General features: G+C 48.7%; 22 protein-coding genes. 21 read left to right on the top strand and 1 reads right to left on the bottom strand.

The annotated features are described in order from the left end of the window. Nucleotides 1-179: 179 nt before the first annotated feature. The 16 genes from BKD12_RS01830 to BKD12_RS01760 all read left to right on the top strand — a co-directional run bounded on the left by BKD12_RS01830 (nucleotide 180) and on the right by BKD12_RS01760 (nucleotide 17,946). Nucleotides 180-899 (top strand): LytR/AlgR family response regulator transcription factor, encoded by a 720-nt coding sequence (locus tag BKD12_RS01830; protein ID WP_070087631.1) that lies wholly within the window; start codon nucleotides 180-182, stop codon nucleotides 897-899. After that, nucleotides 899-2,200, top strand: coding sequence for a sensor histidine kinase (locus BKD12_RS01825; protein WP_176730903.1), 1,302 nt, complete (start codon nucleotides 899-901; stop codon nucleotides 2,198-2,200). Before BKD12_RS01830 ends, BKD12_RS01825 begins: the two co-directional genes overlap by 1 nt. Nucleotides 2,201-2,345: 145 nt before the next feature. Continuing rightward, complete coding sequence (locus BKD12_RS16805) at nucleotides 2,346-2,501, top strand: hypothetical protein (protein ID WP_176730902.1); 156 nt, start codon at nucleotides 2,346-2,348, stop codon at nucleotides 2,499-2,501. 1 nt (nucleotide 2,502) lies between these two features. Next, nucleotides 2,503-3,210 carry an ATP-binding cassette domain-containing protein gene (locus BKD12_RS01820; RefSeq protein WP_070087629.1) on the top strand — a complete coding sequence of 236 codons (708 nt, stop codon included), beginning with the start codon at nucleotides 2,503-2,505 and terminating at the stop codon, nucleotides 3,208-3,210. After that, nucleotides 3,194-4,333: a hypothetical protein gene (locus tag BKD12_RS01815; protein WP_070087628.1), complete on the top strand. Its 1,140-nt coding sequence runs from the start codon at nucleotides 3,194-3,196 to the stop codon at nucleotides 4,331-4,333. Before BKD12_RS01820 ends, BKD12_RS01815 begins: the two co-directional genes overlap by 17 nt. 105 nt (nucleotides 4,334-4,438) lie before the next feature. Then, nucleotides 4,439-5,368: an ABC transporter ATP-binding protein gene (locus BKD12_RS01810; protein ID WP_070087627.1), complete on the top strand. Its 930-nt coding sequence runs from the start codon at nucleotides 4,439-4,441 to the stop codon at nucleotides 5,366-5,368. Nucleotides 5,369-5,390: 22 nt separating this feature from the next. Further along, nucleotides 5,391-6,257 (top strand): ABC transporter permease subunit, encoded by an 867-nt coding sequence (locus tag BKD12_RS01805; RefSeq protein WP_070087626.1) that lies wholly within the window; start codon nucleotides 5,391-5,393, stop codon nucleotides 6,255-6,257. A 9-nt stretch (nucleotides 6,258-6,266) separates the two neighbouring features. Next, complete coding sequence (locus tag BKD12_RS01800) at nucleotides 6,267-7,754, top strand: GldG family protein (protein WP_070087625.1); 1,488 nt, start codon at nucleotides 6,267-6,269, stop codon at nucleotides 7,752-7,754. A gap of 12 nt (nucleotides 7,755-7,766) precedes the next feature. Next, on the top strand, nucleotides 7,767-8,678 hold the full coding sequence (locus BKD12_RS01795; protein ID WP_070087624.1) for a DUF4340 domain-containing protein: 912 nt from the start codon (nucleotides 7,767-7,769) through the stop codon (nucleotides 8,676-8,678). An 81-nt stretch (nucleotides 8,679-8,759) separates the two neighbouring features. Next, a complete protein-coding gene (locus BKD12_RS01790) occupies nucleotides 8,760-10,328 on the top strand; it encodes a ClC family H(+)/Cl(-) exchange transporter (protein ID WP_070087623.1) in 1,569 nt (522 codons plus the stop codon). 383 nt (nucleotides 10,329-10,711) lie between these two features. Continuing rightward, nucleotides 10,712-12,049 carry an aspartate--tRNA(Asn) ligase gene (gene aspS / locus BKD12_RS01785; protein ID WP_070087655.1) on the top strand — a complete coding sequence of 446 codons (1,338 nt, stop codon included), beginning with the start codon at nucleotides 10,712-10,714 and terminating at the stop codon, nucleotides 12,047-12,049. A 27-nt stretch (nucleotides 12,050-12,076) separates the two neighbouring features. Further along, nucleotides 12,077-13,153 carry a hypothetical protein gene (locus BKD12_RS01780; RefSeq protein WP_070087622.1) on the top strand — a complete coding sequence of 359 codons (1,077 nt, stop codon included), beginning with the start codon at nucleotides 12,077-12,079 and terminating at the stop codon, nucleotides 13,151-13,153. Nucleotides 13,154-13,165: 12 nt separating this feature from the next. Then, nucleotides 13,166-13,459: an Asp-tRNA(Asn)/Glu-tRNA(Gln) amidotransferase subunit GatC gene (gene gatC, locus BKD12_RS01775; RefSeq protein ID WP_070087621.1), complete on the top strand. Its 294-nt coding sequence runs from the start codon at nucleotides 13,166-13,168 to the stop codon at nucleotides 13,457-13,459. 35 nt (nucleotides 13,460-13,494) lie between these two features. Further along, complete coding sequence (gene gatA, locus BKD12_RS01770) at nucleotides 13,495-14,964, top strand: Asp-tRNA(Asn)/Glu-tRNA(Gln) amidotransferase subunit GatA (protein WP_070087620.1); 1,470 nt, start codon at nucleotides 13,495-13,497, stop codon at nucleotides 14,962-14,964. Beyond that, complete coding sequence (gatB, locus tag BKD12_RS01765) at nucleotides 14,965-16,398, top strand: Asp-tRNA(Asn)/Glu-tRNA(Gln) amidotransferase subunit GatB (protein WP_070087619.1); 1,434 nt, start codon at nucleotides 14,965-14,967, stop codon at nucleotides 16,396-16,398. A 135-nt stretch (nucleotides 16,399-16,533) separates the two neighbouring features. Continuing rightward, on the top strand, nucleotides 16,534-17,946 hold the full coding sequence (locus tag BKD12_RS01760) for an amidophosphoribosyltransferase (protein ID WP_070087618.1): 1,413 nt from the start codon (nucleotides 16,534-16,536) through the stop codon (nucleotides 17,944-17,946). 64 nt (nucleotides 17,947-18,010) lie between these two features. Here the strand turns inward: BKD12_RS01760 and BKD12_RS01755 are convergent, their stop codons facing one another. Beyond that, nucleotides 18,011-18,517 carry a GNAT family N-acetyltransferase gene (locus BKD12_RS01755; RefSeq protein WP_070087617.1) on the bottom strand — a complete coding sequence of 169 codons (507 nt, stop codon included), beginning with the start codon at nucleotides 18,515-18,517 and terminating at the stop codon, nucleotides 18,011-18,013. Nucleotides 18,518-18,638: 121 nt separating this feature from the next. Between BKD12_RS01755 and BKD12_RS01750 the strand changes: the two genes are divergently transcribed. From BKD12_RS01750 to BKD12_RS01730, 5 genes are all read left to right on the top strand, one after another. After that, nucleotides 18,639-19,343 carry an ABC transporter ATP-binding protein gene (locus BKD12_RS01750; protein WP_070087616.1) on the top strand — a complete coding sequence of 235 codons (705 nt, stop codon included), beginning with the start codon at nucleotides 18,639-18,641 and terminating at the stop codon, nucleotides 19,341-19,343. Nucleotides 19,344-19,401: 58 nt separating this feature from the next. After that, nucleotides 19,402-22,806 carry an FtsX-like permease family protein gene (locus BKD12_RS01745; protein WP_070087615.1) on the top strand — a complete coding sequence of 1,135 codons (3,405 nt, stop codon included), beginning with the start codon at nucleotides 19,402-19,404 and terminating at the stop codon, nucleotides 22,804-22,806. Nucleotides 22,807-22,936: 130 nt separating this feature from the next. Continuing rightward, nucleotides 22,937-25,003, top strand: a complete 2,067-nt coding sequence (gene htpG / locus BKD12_RS01740; protein WP_070087614.1) for a molecular chaperone HtpG — start codon at nucleotides 22,937-22,939, stop codon at nucleotides 25,001-25,003. Nucleotides 25,004-25,263: 260 nt separating this feature from the next. Then, nucleotides 25,264-25,608, top strand: a complete 345-nt coding sequence (locus BKD12_RS01735) for a type II toxin-antitoxin system MqsR family toxin (RefSeq protein WP_070087613.1) — start codon at nucleotides 25,264-25,266, stop codon at nucleotides 25,606-25,608. 17 nt (nucleotides 25,609-25,625) lie between these two features. Beyond that, entirely contained in the window at nucleotides 25,626-26,630 is a 1,005-nt protein-coding gene (locus BKD12_RS01730; RefSeq protein WP_070087612.1) for a type II TA system antitoxin MqsA family protein, read from the top strand. The last annotated feature ends 25 nt before the right edge of the window (nucleotides 26,631-26,655 follow it).

Here is a 26,655-nt window from a genome sequence, read left to right as displayed (position 1 = left end):
ACTGTCTTAAAATGCTAGGATCGTGAAGGATCGAATATTTGATAAGTTCTATTTTATCTGATTTTCGGAGACTTAGCAATCCTGGCGGATCAGCAGAGGAAAATCATTTGTTCATTTGCATCGGATGGTGGTATGATAGAAAAAGAATAGCTTTTACATGCAGGAGCGGAGGTGAAAGGATGCTGCGCATTGCAGTCTGTGACGATGATAAAGAGGCGGTAGTCAGGCACAAAAGTATAGCCGAGCAGTGCTTAAGAGAGTGCGGATGTGCCGGAGAGACGCTGTCTTACACCGCCAGCGAAAATCTGCTCTATGACATCACAGAGGATCATTTTTTCTTTGACTTGATCCTGCTGGATATCGAGATGCCGGGAAGCAGCGGCATGGAGCTGGCTGAGAAGATCCGGCCCTGTCTTCCGGATGTGAAGATCATTTTTATTACATCCCATATCGAGTATGCCATAGATGCATTTGAGCTGTCTGTCTTCCGGTATGTTCCCAAAGCGGAGATAGAGAAGCGGCTTGCGGCAGCCGTCCGGGACGCGGTGAAGCTTATCATGCTGGAAGAGGGAAAGACCTATACGATAAGGACCAGCAGCCGTCTGGAAAAGATTCCGTATAAAGAGATCTACTATATTGAGCGGGATGGGAAAAATGCAAGTATGACCACGGCAAGAGGCGTATCGAAAGTCCGCAAAAGCCTGCAGAAGGTTTATGAGGAGCTGAATGCGGAAGAATTTATCTATATCGACCGGGGCTGCATTGTCAACATGATACACATTATGCAGATCCGGCACGGGATGGCTGTCCTGAAAAATGGAGAAAGTCTTCCGGTCAGCCGTTCTCATCTGCAGGAAGTAAAAGAAGAGATCAATGATTACTGGGGGAGGCATATATGATGGAATGGCTGATACTGTGTTCGGATACGGCGTCTGCAGCCGTCCGGGTACTGGTGTGCTTTCTGATTATGCACAGAGCGGCGGCCGGTAAAAAGCAGGAAAGGACAGCGGCATGGATCTTTGCGGCGGTTATTGTGGGAACGGCAGTCCTTTCCGTGCTGACAGCGCTCCCGGGATTGCCCGGAGTTTATCGTCTGGCGCTGGAGACAGCCTGGATCGTGTTCTGCGGAGTCCGCTTTGGCTGCCTGGATGTGAGAATGGGGCTGTTTATCGGAATCTTTTATGAGATCGGAGTTTCATTCTGGCAGTTCCTTTTGGGAGCCGGGCTTGGAATCTGGTTTGGCTCGCCGGCATTTCTGGATGTGGGGACGGGGACCGGACAGGCGGCAGTCTGGATTCTGAACGGGCTTTTGATCGTTCTGTGTCTTTGCTCCAGAAGGTATGGGGATCCGAAAGAAAAAGAAGGGCTTCGTATGGCGGGAGGGATCGTCCTTGCAGGGTTTCTTGCTATCATTACTCTGTCAGAGCAAACGGTGCTTGAGATACCGGACGCTACACTGGACATGTGGACCTTTCTGTCGGTCATTCTCCTGACGGCTGTCCTGGTGTTCCATATGAACCGGCAGAATCAGATAGAAAGAGAGCTTTCACGTCTGAAAACAGAGCAGGCCGAACTTCTGGAGCGGGAATATCATACTCTGAATCAGGCTTATGCCGTCAATGCAAAGCTGTTTCACGACTTCCATAATCATATCGGAGTCCTGCGCCAGCTTCTCACCCACGGGAAGACAGAAGAAGCGCTCGGGTATCTGGATGAACTGAAAGCGCCGGTGACAGAGCTGGCGGATACAGTGTGGACAGGGGATGAAACCGTAGATTACCTGATCAACAGCAAAGCAGCCGAGGCAGAAGACAAGGGAATCGCATACCGGGTACAGGTGGAATTTCCCCGGCATATGAATATAGCGGGGGCAGATCTTTGCGCCATCTTAGGGAACCTGCTGGATAATGCACTGGAAGCTGCGGCAAGAGTACCGGAGGAAAAAGAGCGGTTTGTAAACCTTACGATTCGCCGGATCCAGCACATGCTGGTCATCAAGATAGAGAATAGCTTTGCGGGATCTGTGGTTTTAAAGGACAAGGAACTGAAGACGACAAAAACAGAAGAAGGGCTGCACGGATGGGGCTTAAAAAGCGCCCGTGCCGCGACAGAAAAGTACGATGGGACGCTGAAGACTTCTTATGCGGACGGGGTATTCCGGACAGTGGCGACGCTGTCCTATGATAGAGCAGGAGAATAAAACGCAAATGGGGACGGGGGATTTCTGAAAATCCCCCGTCCCCATTTGCGGTCAAAAACCTGCCGATTACGGACATTTCTGTTTCGGCCTCTTTTTTTGTCTATGATAGAGATATCAAGAGAAAACATTTTAGGAGGTAAGGAATATGCGTCACGTTTATATCAGAAGTATCATTGGAGTGATCTTAGCAGGGGCAGCGATCGTGGGAGGAGGACCTCTTTGTATTATTCTATCAATCCTGTTTTTGGTTTCGGCTTTTACGACATGGAAAAAGCAGCAGGATGATCAGGGAGGGAAGTAGTATGGATGATTCGCTGTTAACTGTCAAAAACTTAAGCGCCTGGTATGACAGGGAAAGGAAAGTATTGTCGGATTTTTCGCTGGAGCTTTTGGAGCATGAGGTGGTGGGGCTGATCGGCCTGAACGGAGCCGGAAAGACCACATTTTTAAAAGTGCTGTCAGGCCTGCTTTCCGGTTTTGATGCAGAAGAGGTCTGGTTCCAGGGCCGCCCGATAAGAATGCGAGAGCAAAGTTTTAAACTTTGCCGCTACACCGTATTTGACGAGGATCATTCCTTTCAGTATTTTACATCCCGGGAATATCTGACCTATGTCTCGCACGCTTATGGGAAGAAGCTGTCTGACGTCAGGGAACTGGTAAAAGGCTTTGGGTTTGAGAGATACGAGGATGTCCTGCTGAAGGAGCTGTCCACCGGGAACCGGAAAAAGTGTTTCCTCATCACTGCATTTGCACTGAAGCCGAGGCTGCTTTTACTGGATGAACCGGTGAATGGGCTGGATTTTCAGAGTACAGAGTACCTGTACCGGCAGATTTCCGGGTATCGAGAATATGGGACAGTGCTGTTTTCCTCCCATGTGCTGGAAAGTATTGCACTGACTGCAGACCGGGTGCTGGTACTGGAAAACGGGCAGATCCGGCGAAGCTTTGAAGGCGGCCGGATCTGCGCTTCGGATATGCGGGAGGCGCTTCGGTATGAAGATGATATATAAGGCTTTTGCAAAAAAATTATTTGGGAAAAACTATGAACGCCTGATACGGACTTTGCTGGTCCTGGGGGCTGTCTTTTTCGGACTGCGCACGGCAGGGATGCAGATAGAGATCTCCGTCAGAATCCTGTATCTGATGGTAAGTATGTTTACGGCAGGCATCATGTGGCAGGCATTGTCCTCCAAGGACCAGGCTTCGTATCTGCAGAATCTGTATATGCTGCCCTTTGAAAACCGGAAATTGGTACTTTCTTATGTATCTGCCCTTGGAAGCTATACGCTCCTGACGAAAACGGCGGCGCTTCTTTCGGTGGCCTTTGCGGTCTACGCATGGACCTGGACCGAAGTTCTGGGAAGCTTTCTGTGTGCGGTTCATGCGGCCCTGTTTGCGGCAGTTCTCTTTTCGTTTAGAAATCATCCGTGGGCAGGGAGCCTGTGGGCGGTGGTGGTTGTGATGGTTCTGCTGTGGGGAGAGAACATGGCCGTTTTTTTGATTCTCGCAATCCATTACCTGTTTTTGCTGCTGGTTTTGTGGAGGGCGGATGCCTATTCCTTCTATTTTGTGGATGGGAAACGCAGCCGCACGGTAAAAAGCCGCCGGCACGTCCTGATGTTTGCCTATTTTGTCCGTTATTTGCGGGGACATAAAAATTACCTGGCTAATACAGGGATTCTGTGGGGCCTTGCATTGGTTCTGCCTGTATTTTTCGAGAAGACGGCAGACACATTCGCTCTTCCCATGGGTTTTGCCATCCTTACCTTCAATACGCCTGTCTGTATCCTGCTGTCCGGGGATCCGGCTCTGGAACGGGCTGTTCGGTTCCTGCCCGGGCAGGGAAAAGGGTTCTGCATCCCTTATGGTCTGTTCCTGTTTTTCTGTAACTTTGCGGCGGATGTGATTTTTCTTTGCAGCTGGCAGATCCGGTCCGGCGGAATTACCGCCAGGATGGCGGGAATGGCGGCAGTCTTTTCCGGCCTTGGCGCAGTCCTGTCCGTGATGCTGGAATGGTTCTTCCCCGTCCGTGGGTGGAAGATTGAAAGTGACCTGTGGCACCATCCGCGAAAATATGTGGTGCCCGGGATTATGCTGATGTTAGCAGGAGGAATCTCCCATTTCACAAAATGAACATACTTTTACCACATATATTTCAAACTTACCGCTTATATTGTTAGCATCGGTGCGTCATAGTGCTGTGACGCTCAACAAAATAATAAAGCGGGAGGAATGGCATTGATAGAAGTGAAGAATCTTACCAAATGTTACGGGAAGCATCTGGCCGTAGACAACTTAAGCTTTACAGTAGAAAAAGGGCAGATATACGGCTTCCTTGGGCCTAATGGTGCCGGAAAATCCACGACCATGAATATCATGACCGGGTATCTGGGCGCCACAAAGGGGGAGGTGCTGATAGACGGGCACGATATTCTGAAGGAACCAGAGGAGGCAAAGCGGTGTATCGGCTATCTGCCGGAGCAGCCGCCTCTCTATCTGGAAATGACAGTCATGGAATATCTGAGATTTGCGGCAGAGCTGAAAAAGATACCGAAAGAAGATATGGAGATCCAGATTGAAAAAGCTATGAGGCTGACCAGACTTTCAGATGTCCGGGGCCGGCTGATCAGCAACCTGTCCAAGGGGTATAAGCAGAGGGTCGGGCTTGCGCAGGCAATCCTTGGATTTCCGGAGATCATCATCCTGGATGAGCCCACCGTGGGTCTGGATCCCAAGCAGATCATCGAAATCAGGGAACTGATCCGTAAGCTGGCAAAAGAGCATACGGTCATTTTAAGCTCCCATATCCTGGCGGAGATCCGGGAGGTATGCGACTATATCCTGATCATTGCCAGAGGAAAGCTGGTAGCCAGTGATACGCCGGAGAACCTGGAAAATTCCATGAGCGGGACCGGTCATATTGAAATAGAAGTCCGCCGTGAGCAAAAGGAAGTGGAAAGGGTTCTGGACCGGATCGACCAGGTCAAACGTGTGGAATATACATTGCTGGAGGATGGCACGGTGCGTGCCCAGATAGAGGCAAAGGGTTCGGGAGATATCCGGGAACGGATCTTCCATGCGTTTGCGGACCAGAAGATGCCCCTTCTGACATTGAAACTTAACAAGTCAACCCTGGAAGAAATATTCCTGGAACTGACGCAGAAATAAAAGAAGGGGAGGTTAGACAAACGTGAAAGCAATCTATAAACGAGAATTAAATTCCTATTTCCATACGATGATCGGATATGTGTTCATTGCATTTCTGGTGGCGTATGCAGGAGTGTATTTTATGGCATATAACCTAAACTATGGATATCCCTATTTCTCATATGTGCTGACGGGGATTCTGTTTGTTCTTTTGATAGCGGTGCCTGTGCTGACCATGAGAAGCTTTGCGGAGGACCGGAAAAACAAAACGGATCAGCTGCTCCTTACCTCTCCGGTCAGCCTTCCTAAGGTAGTGCTGGGAAAATATCTGGCAATGGTGACGATCCTTTTGGTGCCATGCGTTATTTATCTGATTTTTCCGCTGATCATCAAAAGCCAGGGAACGGCTTATATTCTGACGGATTATCTGTCAATCCTGATGTTTTTCCTGATGGGCTGCGTATATATTTCCATCGGGATGTTTATCTCATCGCTGACAGAAAGTACGATCATTGCAGCCATCGGTACCATGGGAGTCCTGATGGCGCTGTATCTGTGGAACGGAATCCTGGATTTTATCCCTTCCGGAGCAGGAACCAACGCCATCGGAGTGGCAGTCATCCTGTCCTTGCTGGCATTTCTTGTCTGGCAGATGACGAAGAACTGGATCATAAGCGGGGCAGTGGAGCTGGTGGTGATCGCAGGCACGGTCATTGCATATGTGGCAAAGTCAGAGCTGTTTGAGAATCTGCTGCCGAATATCCTGGCAAAGCTGGAGCTGACAGATCCCATGACAGTTATTACAGACAGCAGTTACCTGGATATCAGCGGGATCATCCTGTATCTGTCCATGATCGCGGTCTTCCTGTTTCTGACGATTCAGATGATACAGAAAAGGCGTTGGAGTTAGGAGGGCATTATGAAGGAAAAGATTAAAAATATATTCAGCAGCACAAGTATGACCTGGAGAAACGGAAGCTATAGTGTGGGTCTGATCGTTCTGGTCATAGCGATCGCGGTTATCATCAATATGATAGCGGGGCAGCTTCCGGAAAACATCAGGAACATAGATATCAGCGATAACCGGATCTATGAGATTTCTGACACCAGCAGGGAGATCTTAAAGGATCTGGATCAGGAGGTCACCTTTACGGTATATGCCGAAAAGAGTTCTACGGATGATATGATCAAGACATTCCTGGATAAATATACGGCTTTGTCAGATAAGATTACCGTAGAATGGGTGGATCCGGTACTCCATCCCTCGGAGCTTACGGAAAATGATGTCAGCGAAGATACGATCCTGATTTCCTGCGAGGATACCGAAAAGTCTACAACGGTGGCATTTTCAGACATTCTGGTAACCGATGAGTATTCCTATTATACGACCGGCTCTTCATCGGCCACGGAGTTTGACGGAGAGGGACAGTTTACCAGCGCGGTCAATTATGTGACCTCGGATTCTCAGAAGAAGATCTATTACACCACGGGCCACGGAGAAGCCACTTTCTCGTCTTCGGTAACGGATCTTCTGGAGAAAAATAACATGACACAGGAGGAATTAAACCTGCTTATGACAGGGGAGATCCCGGAGGACTGCGACCTTTTGTTTATGTACTCTCCTGCCACGGATATTACAGAGGATGAGCAGACGCTTCTGAAAGACTATATTGCAGGCGGCGGAAAGGTTTATATCACTCTGTCCTCGGAGAGCACAGAGGATACGCCAAATCTGGACGCGCTTCTGAGCGCTTACGGCATGACCCCGGCAGATGGATATATCGCAGATATGTCACGGAACTATCAGGGCAATTATTACTATATCTTCCCGGAAATCAGCGCCTATGATGAAATGGCGGAAGGGCTTGCCTCCAACATGGTGCTTCTCATCAATGCGAGGGGAATGACGATTACGGATCCGGAAGCGGATACGATTACCGTATCTTCCTTTATGGATACCTCAGACCAGGGCTATGCGGTGACGGAAGAGAGCCAGACAGAGGGCACCTACAGCCTGGGCGCTGTTGCGACGCAGACGCTGTCGGCAGCGGACACTTCGGAGGAAGAGGAAAAGGACAGCTCAGAGGAGACAGATGCGTCAGAGGACACAGAGGACAGCGAAGAAGAGCTGGAAGAAGGGCGGCTGACAGTCCTGGCGGCAGACAGCCTGATCAATTCCCAGGTCACGGATTCATTTACGACGTTGGAAAACCTGGATCTGTTTATGAATACCATTTCGGCGAATTTTGACGATGTGGAAAACGTAGCGATCGAGGCTAAGAGCTTGGAGGTGACCTACAATACCATGCAGCACGCCGGAGTGATCAGCCTGCTGGTAATCTTTGGTATACCGGTAGTGATCCTGGTGTTTGGCTTCGTACGCTGGTGGAAACGGAGAAAGGTATAAAGGAGGCAGGATATGAAGCAAAAAAGGATGATGCTGATGCTTGGCGGCGTGCTGGTCGTGCTGATCGGCTGCTATGTGGGACTTAAGGCATGGAATGACCACCAGCAGGAGCAGGCTGAGGCGGACGAGGAAGCGGCGAAGATCAGACTGGTGGATGCGGAAGGATTGACAGCGGTTTCTTACACGGACGGAGAGAGTACGCTGGGATTTACACTGGAGGAAGACACATGGCGCTATACGGAGGATCAGGAAATCCCGATGAATCAGGACGTGGTCGGCGGCTTTGCAGATACTGTAGCGTCGCTTAACGCCACCCGGGAACTGGAAAACCCGGATGACATCTCGGACTACGGGCTGGATTCGCCTTCTTATACCATCAATTATACGACAGAGGATGGAGAGGACGGGACCATTTATATCGGGAATATGACAGGGGAGGATTATTACGCCATGGTAGAGGGATCGGATAAAGTCTACACGATCCCTGACGACCTTCCTTACAGTATGGATTTCGACCTGTCCGGGTATATTCAGACAGATACCGTGCCATCTATCAGCAGCGGCAATCTGAAAAAGGTGGAGGTCACGGAAAACGGGACCACGACTACTTATGAGGACGAAGATGCGCTGGGAGAACTGGCAGGCGGTTTTGGGACTCTTACACTGACCAGCCTTGCGGATTACCATGTGACAGATGAGACCCTTGCGGATTACGGGCTGGATGAAGCGTCCAGGGTCACAGCCACGGCAGAATATGAAGACGTGGATACAGAGGAGGATAAGACCTTTACCGTTTATCTGGGAAGTACGGATGAAGACGGCAACCGTTATATTATGGTAGATGGGTCTATACTGGTCTATACCATCAGCAGCGACGTGGCGGACAACATGATCAAGGTGGAAGAGACGGCAGAGGAAGAGTAGAAATCCGGATGATTACCGTTGAAAAGCTCTTGCAGAAAGGTATATAATGGTGCCAGTATTTCATTCAAGGAGCAAGAGGATATGGAGACGGATACTTCCAGACTGCTCCGGCGTGCTGACCGGTTCCAGGTGGTGCTGATCGGAGAAGGCCTGCTGATAGGCGGGATCGCCGGATTTGTCGTATTACTTTACCGGATGGCGCTGGAATATGCAGGCAGCGGACTTACATACATTTTAGACTTTGCGAAGGGCCATCCCGCCCGAATGGCGGGATGGTTTGCTGTGCTTGTAATCCTTTCGAGGGTGGTCGGAAAGCTGGTGACCTTTGAGCCGATGATTTCCGGCAGCGGGATCCCGCAGCTGGAGGGAGAGATGGTCGGAAAGCTGACTGAGAAGTGGTGGCGGGTGCTGCCGGCAAAATTTCTGGGTGGCTTTTTATGCATTTTCGGAGGACTGGCCCTCGGAAGAGAAGGCCCGTCCATCCAGCTTGGAGCCATGGTGGGGCAGGCGGTGTCCAGAGGACTTTTCCGGGGCAGGACAGAAGAAAAATACCTGCTGACCTGCGGGGCCAGTGCAGGGCTTGCGGCAGCCTTTCACGCACCTTTGGCAGGGGTAATGTTTTCTCTGGAAGAAGTGCATAAAAGCTTTTCGGCTTCAGTACTGGTGTCGGCTATGACTTCTGCGCTGACGGCAGATTTTCTGTGTTCGGTAGTAACGGGAAGAGAAACGGTTTTTCAGTTTGATATCCTGCATGTGCTGCCGCCGGAACACTATGGGCTGATACTTGGGCTGGGAGTAATACTTGGCGTCTTCGGAGCATTCTATAACTGGTTTACGCTGAAGGCCCAGGAACTTTTTCAGAAAGCGTCCGGACTGTCTCAGTGGCAGAAGCTTCTGATCCCCTTTCTTCTTGCCGGTATTCTGGGATTTACAGCGCCGGAGCTTCTTGGTACCGGACATGGGCTGATCGAGGAACTGACCCATGGACAGATGGCCCTGGGAACGATCCTCTTTCTTCTTGTGGGGCGTTTCCTGTTCTCCGCTGTCAGCTTTGGCTCGGGGGCGCCCGGCGGTATCTTTTTCCCGCTTCTGGTCATCGGGGGCCTGACGGGAGGTGCGTATGCCGGGGCGGCGGTTCAGTTCCTGGGGATGGATCCTGTCTACATCAACAACTTTGTGCTGCTTGCCATGGCCGGATATTTTGCCGCTATTGTACGGGCGCCGCTGACCGGTATCATTTTGATATTCGAGATGACCGGATCTTTAAGCCAGATGCTGTCTCTTGCTATCGTGTCTGTTACAGCTTATGTAGCGGCAACCTTCCTGCGCTCCAAGCCGATTTATGAGAGCCTGCTGGACAGGCTTCTGAAAAGGCAGGGACAGAAAGGGGATTCTGTCTGCGGCAGGAAGATACTGACGGAATATGTGGTGGAAAAGGCTTCCCTTCTGGACGGAATAGAGATCAAAGAAGCAGACTGGCCGGAAAACTGTCTGCTGGTGACGGTAAAACGGGGGGCGGAGGAGATCATCCCCAGAGGGAAGACAAGGCTTCAGGTGGGAGACGTGGTAGTATCTATGATTAGCGAAGCGGATCAGCCCCGGATCCACGATTATATGGAGAAGCTGTGCCGGGAGCGGCCGACAGGATAAAATGGCTGAAAAAAATTCTTGCAATCTGAAAAAAGTTGTGTTAACATAAGAACCAAATTTTAATGTAGTAAAGCGATGAAAGAGACTCTGTCCTTTTGAACTTGACAGGAATGAGGCGCCACCGACTGAGAGCGCCCCTTGAGGAATAAGGACAATAGGGAACACTCTGGAGCAGACCGTCTGAACATGGAAGTAGGCCGGTACGTGGGCACTCGTTACGTGCAAGAGCGGAATCCTGCAGCGAAGACGCGCGGGGTTCAATGCGGGTGGTACCGCGGATAGCGAAGATGATATCCGTCCTGGAACGTAAGATCACGTTCCGGGGCGGTTTTGTTTTTCTGGAAAGCTGTTCGTCCCGCAGGAGAGAAAAGGAGGTACAAAACATGACAGAGTATTTGACAGGTGTGAAACAAACGGCGGCATTGGAGATCAGCGAGCTTCTGGCGGATAGCCGGGAAGGCGGGCAGGTCATTGTAAACGGCGCTGTCCACACGATCCGGGATATGGGTAACGTGTCCTTTGTGATCTTAAGGAAGCGGGAAGGACTTCTGCAGTGTGTCTATGAAGAGGGCACGGCGGATTTCCCGAGAAAAATCCTCAAGGAAGCAGCAGCCGTGGAGGTGACAGGCATCCTGGAAAAAAATGAGAAGGCGCCGAACGGCATTGAGATCCGAATGAAAGAGGTAAAGATCTTAAGTGAGCCGGCCGGCGGCCAGATGCCGCTTCCGATTGCAAAATGGAAGCTGAATACATCTCTGGAGGCAAAGCTTAATTACCGGCCGGTCGCACTCCGGAATATACGGGAGAGAGCAAAGTTCCGGCTGCAGGAAGGACTTTGCCGGGCATTTCGGGATTTCCTCTACGGACAGGGGTTTACGGAAATCCATACGCCGAAAATCGGCGCGAAGAGTGCAGAAGGAGGCGCCAACCTGTTTAAATTGGAATATTTTCACCGTCCGGCCGTGCTGCAGCAAAGCCCCCAGTTCTATAAGCAGATGATGGTGGGGGTCTTTGACAGAGTCTTTGAGACGGCTCCGGTATTCCGGGCGGAGAAACATAATACCAAGCGCCATCTCAACGAATATACCAGTCTGGATCTGGAGATGGGATATATTGAGGGATTTGAGGATCTTATGGCTCTTGAGACCGGATATCTTCAGTATGCTTTCGCACTTCTCGAGAAGGAGTATCAAAGGGAGCTTAAGATCCTGGGCGTGACGCTGCCGAAGACGGATAAGATCCCAGCCGTCAGGTTTGACAGGATCAAAGAGCTGGCAGCCGAAAAATACGGGCACAGGATCCGCAACCCCTTTGATCTGGAACCGGAAGAAGAGGTCCTGATCGGCCGGTATGCAAAGGAGGAATGGGACAGTGATTTTGTATTTGTGACCCACTACCCATCGAAAAAAAGACCTTTTTATGCTATGGACGATCCGGAAGATCCGAGGTATACACTGAGCTTTGATCTGTTGTATAATGGAATGGAGATCACCACCGGCGGGCAGCGGATCCATGAATATCAGAAGCTCCTGGAAAAGATAGAATCCAGGGGAATGACCACAGAAGGGATGGAAGCATACCTGATGGCCTTTTTGCACGGGATGCCGCCGCACGGAGGTCTGGGGATCGGCCTGGAGCGTCTGACTATGATGCTTGCAGGAGAAGAAAACGTTCGTGAGACGACGTTGTTCCCAAGAGATTTGAGCAGACTGGAGCCATAGGCATACCAGGGAATGAGAGGTTGAGTTATGTTTGGAAAAAGATGTACGCTTTGCGGGGGGAAACTTGACAGTCATGGAGTATGTAAGGAGTGCGGGCTGGACAACAATAAGAATGACAAGAATTACCGGGTGAACCAGAGCAGCTGCGACAGTCAGCCGCTGACCCATGTGCACGAGGAAAAGCACCGTACAGAACCAGTGCGGCGGACGCAGCCAGCACGTCCGGCACAGCAGACTCCGGCGCAGGGACCTGCGCCCGGGGCGAGGCAGCCCCAAAAGGCCACGAGGCGGACAAGGGCCGAAAGAGTGAGGAGAAAGCGGGGCTGCATGATCGTCATCATCGTTATCGTGCTTGGGATCGCACTGTTGAATACATTGGGAGAAGTGATCCCGGGAATCTTTGACAGGCTGGAAAACGGGGACGAGAATCTGTCCGGAAGCTATCTGAACGAGGAGGATCCCTATGCCAATGTGACAAGAGAGATTCCGGCGGAGGGAGAAGAAGCGCAGTATGAGCTGGACTCCGGAACATATATTGTGGGCGTACACATTCCCGAGGGACTATATCAGGCGGAGACGGCTGATGACTTTGATGTAGTCAGCGTCCACGATTATGATGAGGATATTTATCTGTATGAATATAAAGGAAAAGAGGGCGGCAATTATCTGGATGATCTCCGCCTGTATCAGGGGGCGGAAGTAGAGATCGATACAGAGTCTCCGGTCACTCTTTCCACAGACAATGCACAGACAAACACTATGAAAGGGGAAGATAATCCGCTGACGGAAGAGGTTATCGTAACGGGTGAGCAAACGGCAGGAACAAATTTTGAACCGGGTGTCTATGATTTTGAAATCACACAGGGAACCGGAGAGATCCGTGTCCAGATCATGTATCCGGACGGGGAATATCAGGGAGAGATCTACCGAGAGGTCAGCCTGTATCTGGGTGAAGACACCTCTACAGGAAAGATTTACCGCAATTTTGTGCTGCCGGAAAAGGCGGTCATCTATTGTGAGGACAGCGGAATAGAGATTTTGCTTACGCCAAGTGAAAGGATTCAGTCTCAGGATTATTTTTCATTCTATGAGTCATATTACTAGGAGGAATGAAACGTGGCAGAAAAGATTTCAGATGAAATGATAGAGTATGTAGGCATCCTTGCCAAGCTGGAGCTTTCCGGAAGGGAGAAGGAGGAAGCCAGAGCCGATATGGAGAAAATGCTGAATTATATAGATACACTGAATGAACTGGATACCGAAGGGATCCAGCCTATGTCTCATGTGTTCCCGGTACAGAATGTGTTTCGGGATGATGTGGTGGAGAATGGCGACGGCAGCAGGGGGACACTTTCCAATGCGCCGCTTTCCAAAGATAACTGTTTTAAAGTGCCGAAGACGATTATCTAAGGCGGCGGATCAAAATAGCAGACAGGAGGGACAACATGGACATTCAGAGTATGACAGCAGCAGAACTTGGAAAAAGAATCAGGAGCCGGGAGCTGTCGGCCGTTGAGGCTGCAGACGCCTGCCTGGAACAGATAGAAAAGATGGAGAAACAGGTGAACGGCTTTGTGCGGGTAGATAGAGAAGGCGCCAGAAAGCAGGCAGAGGCGGTCCAGAAGAAGATGGATGCAGGAGAACTTACAGGACCCCTTGCGGGAGTGCCGGTGGCGGTAAAAGATAATATCTGCACGGAAGGGCTTGAAACCACCTGCGGCTCTAAAATATTAGAAGGATTTGTACCGGCTTATACGGCAGAAGCTGTCCGGAAGCTTCAGGAGGCCGGGATGGTGATCTTAGGAAAAACCAATATGGATGAGTTTGCCATGGGAAGCACAACAGAGACTTCGTATTTTGGCCCGACAAAGAATCCCTGGGATCTTTCCCGGGTGCCGGGGGGATCTTCCGGAGGCTCCTGTGCGGCGGTCGCGGCAGAAGAGTGCCCGCTGGCTCTGGGGTCGGATACCGGGGGGTCCATAAGGCAGCCCAGTTCGTTCTGCGGCGTAGTGGGAATTAAGCCGACCTATGGCACGGTATCCCGGTATGGGCTGATTGCCTATGGCTCATCGCTGGATCAGATCGGCCCCGTCGCAAGAGACGTGACGGACTGCGCTTTGGCACTGGAAGCGATCGCGGGGCATGATCCCAAGGACAGTACCTCCATCGCAAGGAAAAGCTATGATTTTACAGGAGGACTTGCAGATGGAGTAAAGGGGATGCGGATCGGGATTCCCCGGGGTTATTTTGGAGAAGGGCTGGATGCGGAAGTAGGGCAGAAGATCCTGGATACAGTCCGCATGCTGGAAAAACAGGGAGCAGTGGTGGAAGAGTTTGATCTTGATCTGATCCAGTATGCTATCCCGGCGTATTATGTGATCGCTTCTGCAGAAGCAAGCTCCAATCTGGCCCGCTTTGACGGAGTGAAATACGGGTATCGTGCGGAGGAATATGACGGGCTTCACAATATGTATAAAAAGAGCCGTTCTGAGGGCTTTGGAGCAGAGGTGAAGCGAAGGATCATGCTGGGATCCTTTGTCTTAAGCTCCGGGTACTATGATGCGTATTACCTGAAGGCTCTTAAGACAAAGGCGCTGATCAAGAGAGAATTTGACCGGGCGTTTGACTCCTTTGATATGATCGCTGCTCCGGCAGCCCCGTCCACGGCGCCAAGGCTTGGAGAAAGTTTAAGTGACCCGCTGAAAATGTATCTGGGAGATATTTACACGATTTCGGTAAATCTGGCAGGTCTTCCGGGCATCACGGTTCCGGTGGGGACAGATACGAAGGGACTCCCGATAGGGATGCAGCTGATCGGAGACTGCTTCGATGAGGCGAAGATCCTGCGGGCAGCCTATGCCTGCGAGCAGATACACGCCTATGAGAGACCAGCGCTGGTAAAGGAGGGGAGATAAATGGCAAGACAGTATGAAACCGTCATTGGGCTGGAGGTCCATGTGGAACTGGCGACAAAGACAAAGATCTTCTGCGCCTGCAGCACCGAATTTGGCGGAGCACCCAATACCCATACCTGTCCGGTGTGTACCGGGATGCCGGGATCCCTTCCGGTGCTGAACCGTCAGGTGGTAGATTATGCGCTGGCCATCGGGCTGGCAGCAAACTGTGAGATTACAAGATATTGTAAATTTGACAGGAAAAATTATTTTTATCCGGACAATCCGCAGAACTATCAGATCTCCCAGCTGTATCTTCCGATTGCCAGGAACGGGTATGTGGAGATCCAGGTTGGCGATACGAAGAAAAAGGTGCGGATTCACGAGATGCATATGGAAGAAGATGCCGGCAAGCTGATCCATGATGAGTGGGATGACACCTCGCTGGTGGACTATAACCGGAGCGGTGTGCCGTTGGTGGAGATTGTTTCCGAACCGGATATGCGTTCCCCGGAGGAAGTGATCGCCTATCTGGAAAAGCTGCGTCTTCTGATCCAGTATCTGGGTGCGTCTGACTGTAAGCTTCAGGAAGGCTCCATGCGCGCGGATGTGAATCTGTCTGTGCGGGAGGTCGGGAAAGAAGGTTTCGGTACCCGGACAGAGATGAAGAACTTAAACTCCTTTAAGGCTATCGCAAGAGCCATCGAAGGAGAACGCGAGCGTCAGATCGAACTCCTGGAGGCAGGGAAAGAGGTTGTCCAGGAAACCAGAAGATGGGATGATAATAAAGAAGCATCCCATGCCATGCGCTCCAAAGAGGATGCAAAGGATTACCGGTATTTTCCGGAACCAGATCTGCCGCCGGTCTTTATTGACGACGCCTGGATCGAGAGCGTGCGGGAAAGGCAGCCGGAATTCCGGGAGGAAAAGATCAAAAGATATCAGGAAGAATTCGGGATTCCTCAGTATGATGCGGAGATCCTGACAGAGACGAAACAGATGGCGGATCTTTTTGAAAAGACAACGAAGCTTTGCGGAAAACCGAAGAAGGTTTCCAACTGGCTGATGGTGGAGACCCTGCGGCTTCTAAAAGACCATGGGGAGTCCCCGGAGGATATCCGTTTTTCACCGGAGCATCTGTCAAAGCTGATCCTGCTTGCAGAAGACGGGGCCATCAATAACTCGGTTGCTAAAAAAGTGTTCCGAAAGATGTTTGAAGAGGATATAGATCCAGAGATCTATGTGGAAGAACAGGGACTTAGAATGGTCCGCGACGAGGGGGCTCTTACAGAGGTCCTTGAACAGGTGATCGCGGAGAATCCCCAGGCGGTGGCGGACTATAAAGGAGGAAAGAAAAAAGCGATCGGATCTCTTGTAGGCCAGACGATGAAGGCTATGAAGGGGAAAGCGGATCCATCCGCCATAAGCCGGAAATTGGAAGAAATGCTGAAATAATCCCGGAATAAGGGAGAGAAAAGAGGCAAGAGAGGCTATAGACAGAAGACAAAATTTTGTGTTACAATGCATGGGTATCATGGAAAAAGAGTTTTCTTTTAAAAATCAATAGAATCAAAAGGAGAGATCAGTAAAATGGGAGGTTTTTTTGGCGTAGCATCGAAACGGGACTGTGTACTGGAGCTGTTTTACGGGGTGGACTATCATTCCCATCTTGGCACCAGACGCGGCGGTATGGCTACACACGGAGAAGGAGGCTTTAACCGGGCAATCCACAACATTGAAAATTCTCCGTTCCGGACCAAGTTTGACGCAGATGTGGCAGAGATGAAGGGGAATTTAGGAATCGGGTGTATTTCCGATTATGAACCTCAGCCGCTTTTGATCCAGTCTCACCTGGGGAGCTTTGCCATTACCACAGTAGGTAAGGTTAATAATTATGAAGAATTGCTGCAGCAGATGTATGAGGGCGGACATGCGCATTTCCAGGAGATGACCAGCGGCCAGGTCAATGTGACAGAGCTGATCGCGGCTCTGATCTGCCGGAAGTCGACGATCGTGGAAGGAATCCGCTATGTACAGGAGCTGGTAGACGGCTCTATGACCATGCTGCTGATGACAAAGGATGGAATCTATGCGGCCAGAGACCGTTATGGAAGAACCCCGCTGGTCATTGGACGCAAGGAAGACGGATACTGTGTATCCTTCGAAAGCTTTGCCTATATCAACCTTGGCTATACAGATTATAAGGAATTAGGGCCGGCAGAGATTGCCTACATCACACCGGAAGGTGTGGAGACAGTGGGAGCTCCGGGAGAAGAGATGAAGATCTGTTCCTTCCTGTGGGTATATTATGGGTATCCAACCTCGTCCTATGAAGGCGTGAACGTAGAAGAGATGCGGTATAAATGCGGAAGCATGCTGGCAAAGCGTGACGGAGATTCCGTGCACCCGGATGTAGTAGCCGGAGTTCCGGATTCCGGAGTGGCTCACGCTATCGGTTACGCCAATGAATCAGGCATCCCTTATGCGAGACCGTTTATTAAATATACACCGACATGGCCAAGATCTTTTATGCCGACAAACCAGAGCCAGAGAAACCTGATCGCCCGCATGAAGCTGATCCCGGTGCATGCACTGATCGAAAATAAAAAGCTTCTGCTGATCGACGACTCCATCGTGAGAGGAACCCAGCTTCGGGAAACCACAGAGTTCTTATATCAGAGCGGGGCAAAAGAGGTACATGTGCGCCCGGCCTGCCCGCCGATCATGTATGGCTGTAAATATCTGAACTTTTCCAGATCCAAATCAGAAATGGAACTGATCGCAAGGCAGATGATCCGGAAGAGAGAAGGAGAGAACTGTCCGAAAGAAGTGCTGGAGGAATATGCAAATCCATGCAGCTGCAAATATGCTCAGATGATCGAGGATATCCGCAAGCAGCAGAATTTCACAACCCTGCGCTATCACCGTCTGGACGACCTGCTGGCATCTATTGGAATTGAGCCATGCAAGGTATGTACCTACTGCTTTGACGGAAAAGAATAGAGAATAAAAAAAAGACATCCTGTACCGGGAATCCCGGAGGATGTCTTTTTCTTGTTCGTATCTCTTATGAAATCATGTAAGTCATAATGTAATCATCCATGATAAACCCGCCGCCGATATCGGCCTCCTGGGTGTCTGTCACCTCAAAGCCTAAGTGGCGGTAGATCTGGAGTGTATTTTCATTGTGTTTATTGCAGGTCAGCCATATTTTCTTTAATCCCCGTTCCCGGCAAAGACCGGTCAGGAAATGGAAGGCCTCAGTAGCCAGATGCCGGCCCCGGAAATCTTTGTGGATGTAGAGCTTGCTCAGGAATAGTGCATCCGTCTCAGGGTGTATGCCGGTATAGCCGGCCAGGTCCTGGCCGCAGAAGATCTGGTAATATTCGTAGCCGTCATTTTCAGTCTGCTCCTTCAGCGCAGGGTAGGATTGAAATTTTTCCACCATATAATTGACCTGATCTTCCCCGATGATGGGAGTAAAATGCTGATGCCAGATTTCCTCTGCCAGTCCTGCAATACGCTTAAGGTCTTCATCACATGCGGCAGGGATAAAAGATGTCTGCTGATTCATAATCGTCGCCTCGCTTTAAATTCATAAATCTTTCACAATAGTTTAGAAAATCAAGATTTCCAAGTGAAATTATAAATGATATAATAAAATTAAACAATGATATTTTTTGCGGAGGCTTTTTATGGATGGATTTGTCACATTAAGAAATGTGAAGAAAATATATCAGATGGGTGAAGTTCAGATCATGGCCGCGGCAGGAATCGACTTTGAGATCCAGCGCGGTGAATTTGCGGTGGTAGTAGGTCCCAGCGGTGCAGGAAAGACAACAGTTCTGAATATTCTGGGCGGCATGGACACGGCTACGGAAGGAGAAGTGCTGGTAGACGGAGAAGATATTGCAAAGTTCTCGCAAAAGCAACTGACGGCATACCGCAGAGATGATATAGGATTCGTGTTTCAATTTTATAACCTGGTTCCGAATCTGACTGCGCTGGAAAATGTAGAGCTGGCGCTCCAGATCTGCAAAGATCCTATGGACGCCCAGACAGTAATGGAAGAAGTGGGACTGGGAGACAGGGTGGCCAACTTCCCGGCCCAGTTATCCGGCGGAGAGCAGCAGCGGGTTTCGATTGCCAGGGCGCTTGCGAAGAATCCAAAGCTTCTCCTGTGTGACGAGCCTACCGGAGCGCTGGATTATAATACGGGTAAATCTATCTTGAAGCTTTTGCAGGACACCTGCCGGGAAAAGGGCATGACGGTGATCCTGATCACACATAATTCGGCAATTGCGCCGATGGCGGACAGAGTGATACATATTAAAAATGGCAAAGTGGAAAAGATCATTGAAAACGAACACCCGGTGCCGGTAGAAACGATCGAATGGTAAAGAAGTCTATACAGACTCCGGGAATAGCCGGAGTTATAGAATATCAGGAGCATAAGAAATGGGTACAAAGGCATCTCGTAAAAATTTTTATATGGAAATACGAAAAAGCCCGGGACGTTTTCTGTCCATTTTTTTCATTGTAGCGCTTGGAGTGGCGTTTTTTTCGGGGATCCGGTCTTCGGAGCCATCTATGCGGATCACGGGAGATGCGTATTTTGACGGGGCAAATCTGATGGATATTCAGGTTATGAGTACCCTGGGAATTACCGAAGATGATATTGATGCGATAGAAAAGGTTGACGGCGTAGAGCTGGCAGAAGGATCTTATAGCTCTGATTTTTTATGTAATACGGAAGATAAGCAGTATGTTTTCCACGTCATGTCACTTACGGATGAGGTAAATGAGGTGAGTGTGTCTGAAGGGCGGCTGCCGGAAAAAACAGGGGAATGTCTCATGGATGCTGACATGGGATATGAGGTGGGTGACAAGATTGTTCTGACGTCAGGAACCGAGGATCCTCTGGAAGATACATTGAAAACAGATACATATACCGTGGTGGGGCTTGGAAGCAGTCCCTGCTATGTGTCTATTGAGAGGGGAAGTACAACTATCGGAAGCGGAAGCGTGAGCGCTTTTATGATGGTTCCGGAGGAGACGTTTGCACTGGATGTCTATACGGAAGCATATGTAAAGGTAGAAGGGGCCAGTGATCTGACAGCCTATACGGATGAGTATGACAGCCTGGTTTCCGGGGTAATGGCCAGGATCGAGGAAATAACCGGTGAGCGGGGAGAAATCCGCAAAAATGAGATTCTGGAAGACGCCCAGGAGGAAATAGACGAGGGAAGAAAAGAGCTGGAGGAAGGCCGGGCAGAAGCGGACCAGGAGCTTGCGGACGCACTGGCGCAGATTACGGACGGAGAAAATCAGCTTGCAGATGCGAAGGCGCAGCTGGAAAGCGGCAGGCAGCAGCTGGAAGCCGGAAAGGAAAAACTTATTTCCAGCCAGAATGAGATCGACAGCGCAAAGAGCCAGTATGAAAGCGGCCTTTCTCAATGGAAGGCCGGGCAGGCAGAGTATGAAAGCGGCCTTGCGGAATATAATGCCAGCAAGCCTGCAGCGGAAGAAGAAATCCGGCAGGGAGAAGGAAAATTGCAGGCTTCCAGGCAGGAGCTTGATAAAAACTGGGAGGAATATCAGAGCTTTTTGGACTACATTGCCCAGATGGATACAACTGTATCGGATGCAGAGCAGAAGGTACAGGAGTTGACAGCGGAGCTGTCAAGGTACGAGGAAGATTCTGAGGCCTATAAAGAGTGTGCCGCTAAGCTGGAAAAAGCAAAGACAAAACTTGCAGAGCTTCAGGGCACAAGAGATACGGCAAAAAGTCAGGCGGAAGGGATGCTCGAAGGGTTAAATGCGGGAGAGACGGCTTACCGGGCAGGCGTTCAAGAGCTGGAGGCAGCCAAAAAGCAGCTGTCCGATGGGGCCGCACAGCTTGAAGCGGCGAAATCCACGCTGGATGCTACGAGGGCCCAGCTTGACAGTGCATGGAATCAGATTCAGTCGGGGCAGAAGCAAATTGACGACGGCTGGGCCGAGATCAATGCCCAGGAGAAAAACCTGGAAAGCGGAGAGGCACAGATAGCGGAAAACGAAGCAAAGCTTGCGGATGCGAGGAAGGAATATGAATCGGGAAAGGCAGAAGCAGAGCAGGAGCTGGCAGATGGCGAACAGGAACTTTTAGACGCCGAAGAACAGCTTGCGGATGTGGAAGATCCGGAGTGGTATATTTATGACAGAAGCAATCTTGTAGAGTACGATGGATACGGAGAGAACGCAGACCGTATGCGTGCGATCGGAAGAGTCTTTCCTGTGCTGTTTTTCTTGGTGGCGGCGCTGATCAGCCTGACCAGCATGACCCGTATGGTGGAAGAACAGAGGATTGAGATCGGCACGATGAAAGCCCTGGGATATGACCGCTTTGCTATCGCGGCCAAGTACCTGGGATACGCACTCCTTGCAACAGTGGGAGGAAGCATTGTCGGTGTGCTGATCGGAGAAAAAATACTGCCATTTATTATTATCTATGCATATGGCATTTTATATCAGCACATTTCGGAGATCCTGGTGCCTTATGCATGGTCTTATGCGATACAGGCATCGGCGGCGGCCCTGGCATGTACAATGCTGGCAACCTTGTTTGCCTGCTATAAGGAACTGGGTGAGCAGCCGGCATCTTTGATGCGTCCGCCTGCACCTAAGATTGGAAAGAGAGTATTCCTGGAGCATGTGACATTTATATGGAAACGTCTGAGTTTTACATGGAAATCCACAGTGCGCAATCTAATGCGTTACAAAAAGAGGTTTTTCATGACCATATTTGGAATTGGCGGCTGTATGGCTCTTATGGTGGTGGGATTTGGCCTTCGGGATTCCATTTATGAGATTGCGGACATCCAGTACGAAGAGATTCAAACCTATGACGGCAGTGCGTATCTCCAGGAAAATGTTACAGAAGAGGACCGGGAAAATCTCGACACATTTATGAAGGAAGATTCTGATATCGAGCGGTATATGGATGCTTACATGATGAATGTGACTTTAGAGCACGGCAGTGATGAGCATGACGCTTACCTTACTATACTGGCAGATCCGGATAAAAGCGAAGAATATTTCAGCTTTCATGACAGGATCAGCAAGGAAGAGTACCGCCTTTCCGATCACGGTGCGATTATCAGCGAAAAGACGGCCAAGCTGTTAAATGCAGAAGTGGGAGATACGATTCGGCTTAAGGACGAGGAAAACGGAAGCCATGAACTGACGATTGAACACATCTGCGAAAATTACATGGGACATTATATTTATATGACGCCTTCTTACTATGAGGAAGTGACTGGTGCCGAACCGGAATACAATTGTATTTTATTCCAGACGGATGAATCATTTTCAAAGGAGGAAATGGAGGAAGCCGGTGAAAAGATCGTGGCAAGAGATGAAGTCTTAAGCGTATCCTACATGCACGATATTGAGAAACAGCTGGATGATATGCTTGGAAGCCTGAATCTGGTTATTGTGGTGCTGATCGTATCGGCAGGAATGCTGGCCTTTGTGGTATTATATAACCTGAACACCATTAATATCACGGAACGTCAGAGAGAGCTGGCAACCTTAAAGGTGCTGGGATTCTACGACCGGGAGGTGGCGGAATATGTTTATCGAGAGAACATTCTGCTGACTCTGATCGGAGCGCTGGTGGGCGTGGGACTTGGAAAGGTACTTCACCTGTTTATTATTGAGACGGTAGAGGTGGACGCAGCCATGTTCGGAAGGATCATCAACCTGCCAAGCTACATATACAGTCTGGCGTTTACCGTGGCGTTTTCCCTGATCGTCAATGGCGTGATGTTCTTTAAACTCAGGAAGATCGATATGGTAGAATCACTGAAGAGTATTGAATAGAGCGGATGGATTGTTAGCACTCTTTTTTAAAGAGTGCTAATTTTCTATTGACATTTGTTTTTGCTGGTATTATCATATCTGATAGATGAAAAAAGCGGATTGTTCCGCAAAAATAATAGGAGTGATATAAATGGCAGCAAAAAAAGGTAGCTTATCCATAAGCAGTGAAAACATATTTCCGATTATAAAAAAATGGGTCTATTCAGACCATGATATTTTCGTGCGTGAAATGGTATCCAATGGATGTGACGCCATCACGAAGCTGAAAAAACTGGATGTGATGGGGGAGTACCAGCTTCCGGACGGGTATAAGCCATCCATTAAGGTGGAAGTAAATCCAGAAGAGAAGACACTGAAATTTACCGATAACGGTATCGGTATGACAGCAGAAGAGGTGGAGGAATACATTACACAGATCGCATTTTCCGGAGCCACCGAATTTCTGGAGAAATATAAAGACAAAACTACTGAAGATGATATGATCGGCCACTTTGGACTGGGATTCTATTCCGCATTCATGGTTGCTGATGAAGTGCATATCGATACCCTTTCTTATAAGGAGGGTGCAAAACCGGTACACTGGGTAAGCCAGGGCGGTACAGACTATGAGATGGACGAAGGAACCAAGGCAGAAGTGGGATCCACGATGACCCTGTATCTGAATGATGACAGCCTGGAGTTTGCCAATGAGTACCGTGTCAGAGAAGTACTGGAGAAATACTGCTCCTTTATGCCGGTAGAGATTTTCCTGTCCAAAGAAAATGCGGAACCAGAGTATGAGACCATCGACGAAGCGGATCTGAAGGATGACGATGTAGTGATCGAGCATATTCATGAAGACGCTAAAATGGAAGAAAAAGAAAATGAAAACGGCGAAAAAGAGATGGTAGAAGTAGAACCGGCCAAGGAGAAGGTAAAGATCCAGAAGCGTCCGGTATCCATCAGCGATATCCATCCACTGTGGACAAAACATCCGAATGAGTGCAGTGATGAGGATTATCAGGAATTTTACCGCAAGGTTTTCCTGGATTATAAGGAGCCATTGTTCTGGATCCATCTGAATATGGATTATCCGTTTAACCTGAAAGGAATCCTATACTTCCCGAGGATCAATACCGAATACGATTCCATCGAAGGAACCATCAAGCTTTACAATAACCAGGTATTTATTGCAGATAATATTAAAGAAGTGATTCCGGAATTTCTGATGGTATTAAAGGGTGTTATCGACTGCCCGGATCTGCCGCTGAACGTATCCAGAAGTGCGCTGCAGAATGATGGATTCGTGAATAAGATTGCAGATTATATTTCCAAGAAGGTTGCAGACAAGCTGGCCGGTATGTGCAAGACCAAGAGAGAAGACTACGAGAAATACTGGGACAGCATCAGCCCATTCATTAAGTTTGGCTGCCTGAAGGATGAGAAGTTCTGTGATAAGATGAAGGATGCGATCCTGTTCAAAAACCTGGATCACAAATACCTGACACTGAAGGACTGTGTCGAGGCGAACGGCGGTACCTTAGAGAAGCCAGAGGATCAGAAGGAAGAAAAGAAAGACGGAGAAAACGCAGGTGAACAGGCAGAAGAGAAAAAGACTACCATCTACTATGTAACCGATGAGATCCAGCAGAGCCAGTATATCAACCTCTTTAAGAGCCAGGGACAGGATGCTGTGATCCTGGGACACAACATTGATTCTCCGTTCATCACACAGTTAGAGCAGCGTTATCCGACAGTTCAGTTCCAGCGCATTGACGCAGACCTGAGTGAACAGTCCAAAGAAGAGGTGGGCGAGGAAGAGAAGGAAGCTTTCCAGAAGAAAGCAGACGAATTAACCGAGATCTTCCGTAAAGAGCTGGGCAATGATAAGCTGGAGGTTAAGACCGAGAAGTTAAAAGATGATAAAGTCGCTTCTATGATCACCTTATCTGAGCAGAGCCGCCGGATGCAGGAAATGATGAAGATGTACGGCATGGCCGATATGGGCATGGGTATGGGCGGAGAGACCACCCTGATCCTGAATGCAAACCATCCATTGGTACAGTATGTGGCAGAGCATAAGGACAGCGAAAATACAGGTATGATCTGTAAACAGCTTTATGATTTGGCAATGCTGGCACATAAGCCGCTGAATCCAGAGGAGATGACTGCGTTTGTACAGAGAAGCAACGAGATCATGATGCTTCTGACAAAATAAAAGATAATTAAACTGAGGATAAGAAAAATCTCCGGGGACGGGTGTGCAGGACACCGTCTCCGGAGAGTTTTTTATCTCGCAATCAAAAGTATGGTATAATGATAAGAACGGCGAATACGGTGAGGAAGATAGTTGGAATGTAACAGCTTTGATGTAAATCGGAAATAAAGTACGGCAAGATAAAATTGAGGTCATATGACCGCAAAAAGTTGACTTTTAAGGAACTTTGGATATAATATAAAATATACGGAGGTGGCTGAGTGAGTAATCGAACAAGCATCTCGGATATAACAGAATATCTTGTCAGAGTAAAAAAATTGCTGTCGGAAGGGAAATATGATTTTGTTCCAAGAAGAAAAAATATGCAGGCATTGGCGCGGCATGGTCTTACGATTATGGATGCAAAAAGTGAGATTTTAGAGCTTGTTTCCGATGATTATTACAAAGGCCCTAAACAGGATTTTGATCCTAATCATCCAGGAGATATTTGGGAATTTAAGAAAAATATTGATGGGATGCAATTTTATGTGAAAGTTAAAATTGTACGAGAAAATGGTGAGGATATTCTCAAATGTCTTGGCTTCCACGAGGATGATTTTTCTTAGAAAAGGAGGTGGCGTCGGTGAGAAAGTATTGTGAAGAATGTAAAAAAGAAGTAGAGACGAAAGTTGTTACAAAGAAGGAAACATACGATGTTTGTGGTGAAGCAATAGAAGTAGATGCCCAGGTGTTGATCTGCGAAGAATGTGGGGAAGAGTTCTATTATGAAGAATTTGATAATGCTACTCTGATTCAGGCTTATAATGAATATCGCAGAAAGCATAAGCTTCTTTTCCCGGAAGAGATCAAAAAAATTAGAGAGCAGTATGGACTTAGCCAGAGAAGTTTTGCAAAGCTTTTGAATTGGGGAGATAAGACAATATGCCGGTATGAAAATGGATCTATTCAGGATAAAGCGCACAATAGTCTTCTGTTGTTTTTGCGCAGGCCGGAGAATATGAAAACCTATCTCGCAGAAAATGAGATTCTGCTTGATGAAAAGCAAAAAAAGAAGTTAATGAATATAGTTGAAAAGTTAGGGAAAGATTCAGAATATCAACTTGGCATAAGATTTTTTGGGGCTTTCTTTTCGGGAACGCCATGTGAGGAAAATGGATTTAAAGGATTTGATTACGAAAAATTCTGTGCAATGGTTTTGTTTTTTGCCCATAAGAGTACAGAATTGCTTAAAACAAAGCTGATGAAACTACTTAACTATTCTGATATGGTTTTCTATAAAGAGAATGGTATTTCGATATCGGGATTAAAATACGTACACTTTCCTTATGGACCGGTACCAGATAACTTTGATATGCTTTTTGGAAGAATGGCTGCGGATCATATTGCACATATCGAAGTGTGTTATGATAATGGCTATGAGAAACATCAGGTGATACCGGAGTGTGATGCTCCGGAAGGAATTCTTTCCGATGCGGAACTTAAAGTGCTTGAACGTATATATGAAAAATTTAAAAATTTTGGATCGGCTGATATTTCAGATTATTCCCATAAGGAAAAAGGATACAATGCTACAAAACAAGGCGAAATAATCTCCTATGCTTATGCAAAAGATATTCAGCTTGACTAAAGGATATACCAAATAATATTAGTGA

Source organism: Merdimonas faecis (assembly GCF_001754075.1).
In the GTDB taxonomy this organism is placed as follows: domain Bacteria; phylum Bacillota; class Clostridia; order Lachnospirales; family Lachnospiraceae; genus Merdimonas; species Merdimonas faecis.
This window is presented reverse-complemented; position numbering and strand designations above follow the sequence as displayed.

What these genes read in the sequence shown, in the direction of transcription:
- BKD12_RS01795 (WP_070087624.1), top strand. Translation starts at nt 7,767, where the DNA reads ATGAAGCAAAAAAGGATGATGCTGATGCTTGGCGGCGTGCTGGTCGTG.
- BKD12_RS01800 (WP_070087625.1), top strand. Translation starts at nt 6,267, where the DNA reads ATGAAGGAAAAGATTAAAAATATATTCAGCAGCACAAGTATGACCTGG.
- BKD12_RS01745 (WP_070087615.1), top strand. Translation starts at nt 19,402, where the DNA reads ATGGGTACAAAGGCATCTCGTAAAAATTTTTATATGGAAATACGAAAA.
- BKD12_RS01830 (WP_070087631.1), top strand. Translation starts at nt 180, where the DNA reads ATGCTGCGCATTGCAGTCTGTGACGATGATAAAGAGGCGGTAGTCAGG.
- aspS (WP_070087655.1), top strand. Translation starts at nt 10,712, where the DNA reads ATGACAGAGTATTTGACAGGTGTGAAACAAACGGCGGCATTGGAGATC.
- BKD12_RS16805 (WP_176730902.1), top strand. Translation starts at nt 2,346, where the DNA reads ATGCGTCACGTTTATATCAGAAGTATCATTGGAGTGATCTTAGCAGGG.
- BKD12_RS01755 (WP_070087617.1), bottom strand. Translation starts at nt 18,517, where the DNA reads ATGAATCAGCAGACATCTTTTATCCCTGCCGCATGTGATGAAGACCTT.
- gatA (WP_070087620.1), top strand. Translation starts at nt 13,495, where the DNA reads ATGGACATTCAGAGTATGACAGCAGCAGAACTTGGAAAAAGAATCAGG.
- BKD12_RS01760 (WP_070087618.1), top strand. Translation starts at nt 16,534, where the DNA reads ATGGGAGGTTTTTTTGGCGTAGCATCGAAACGGGACTGTGTACTGGAG.
- BKD12_RS01790 (WP_070087623.1), top strand. Translation starts at nt 8,760, where the DNA reads ATGGAGACGGATACTTCCAGACTGCTCCGGCGTGCTGACCGGTTCCAG.
- BKD12_RS01820 (WP_070087629.1), top strand. Translation starts at nt 2,503, where the DNA reads ATGGATGATTCGCTGTTAACTGTCAAAAACTTAAGCGCCTGGTATGAC.
- htpG (WP_070087614.1), top strand. Translation starts at nt 22,937, where the DNA reads ATGGCAGCAAAAAAAGGTAGCTTATCCATAAGCAGTGAAAACATATTT.
- BKD12_RS01825 (WP_176730903.1), top strand. Translation starts at nt 899, where the DNA reads ATGGAATGGCTGATACTGTGTTCGGATACGGCGTCTGCAGCCGTCCGG.
- BKD12_RS01815 (WP_070087628.1), top strand. Translation starts at nt 3,194, where the DNA reads ATGAAGATGATATATAAGGCTTTTGCAAAAAAATTATTTGGGAAAAAC.
- gatB (WP_070087619.1), top strand. Translation starts at nt 14,965, where the DNA reads ATGGCAAGACAGTATGAAACCGTCATTGGGCTGGAGGTCCATGTGGAA.
- BKD12_RS01780 (WP_070087622.1), top strand. Translation starts at nt 12,077, where the DNA reads ATGTTTGGAAAAAGATGTACGCTTTGCGGGGGGAAACTTGACAGTCAT.
- BKD12_RS01750 (WP_070087616.1), top strand. Translation starts at nt 18,639, where the DNA reads ATGGATGGATTTGTCACATTAAGAAATGTGAAGAAAATATATCAGATG.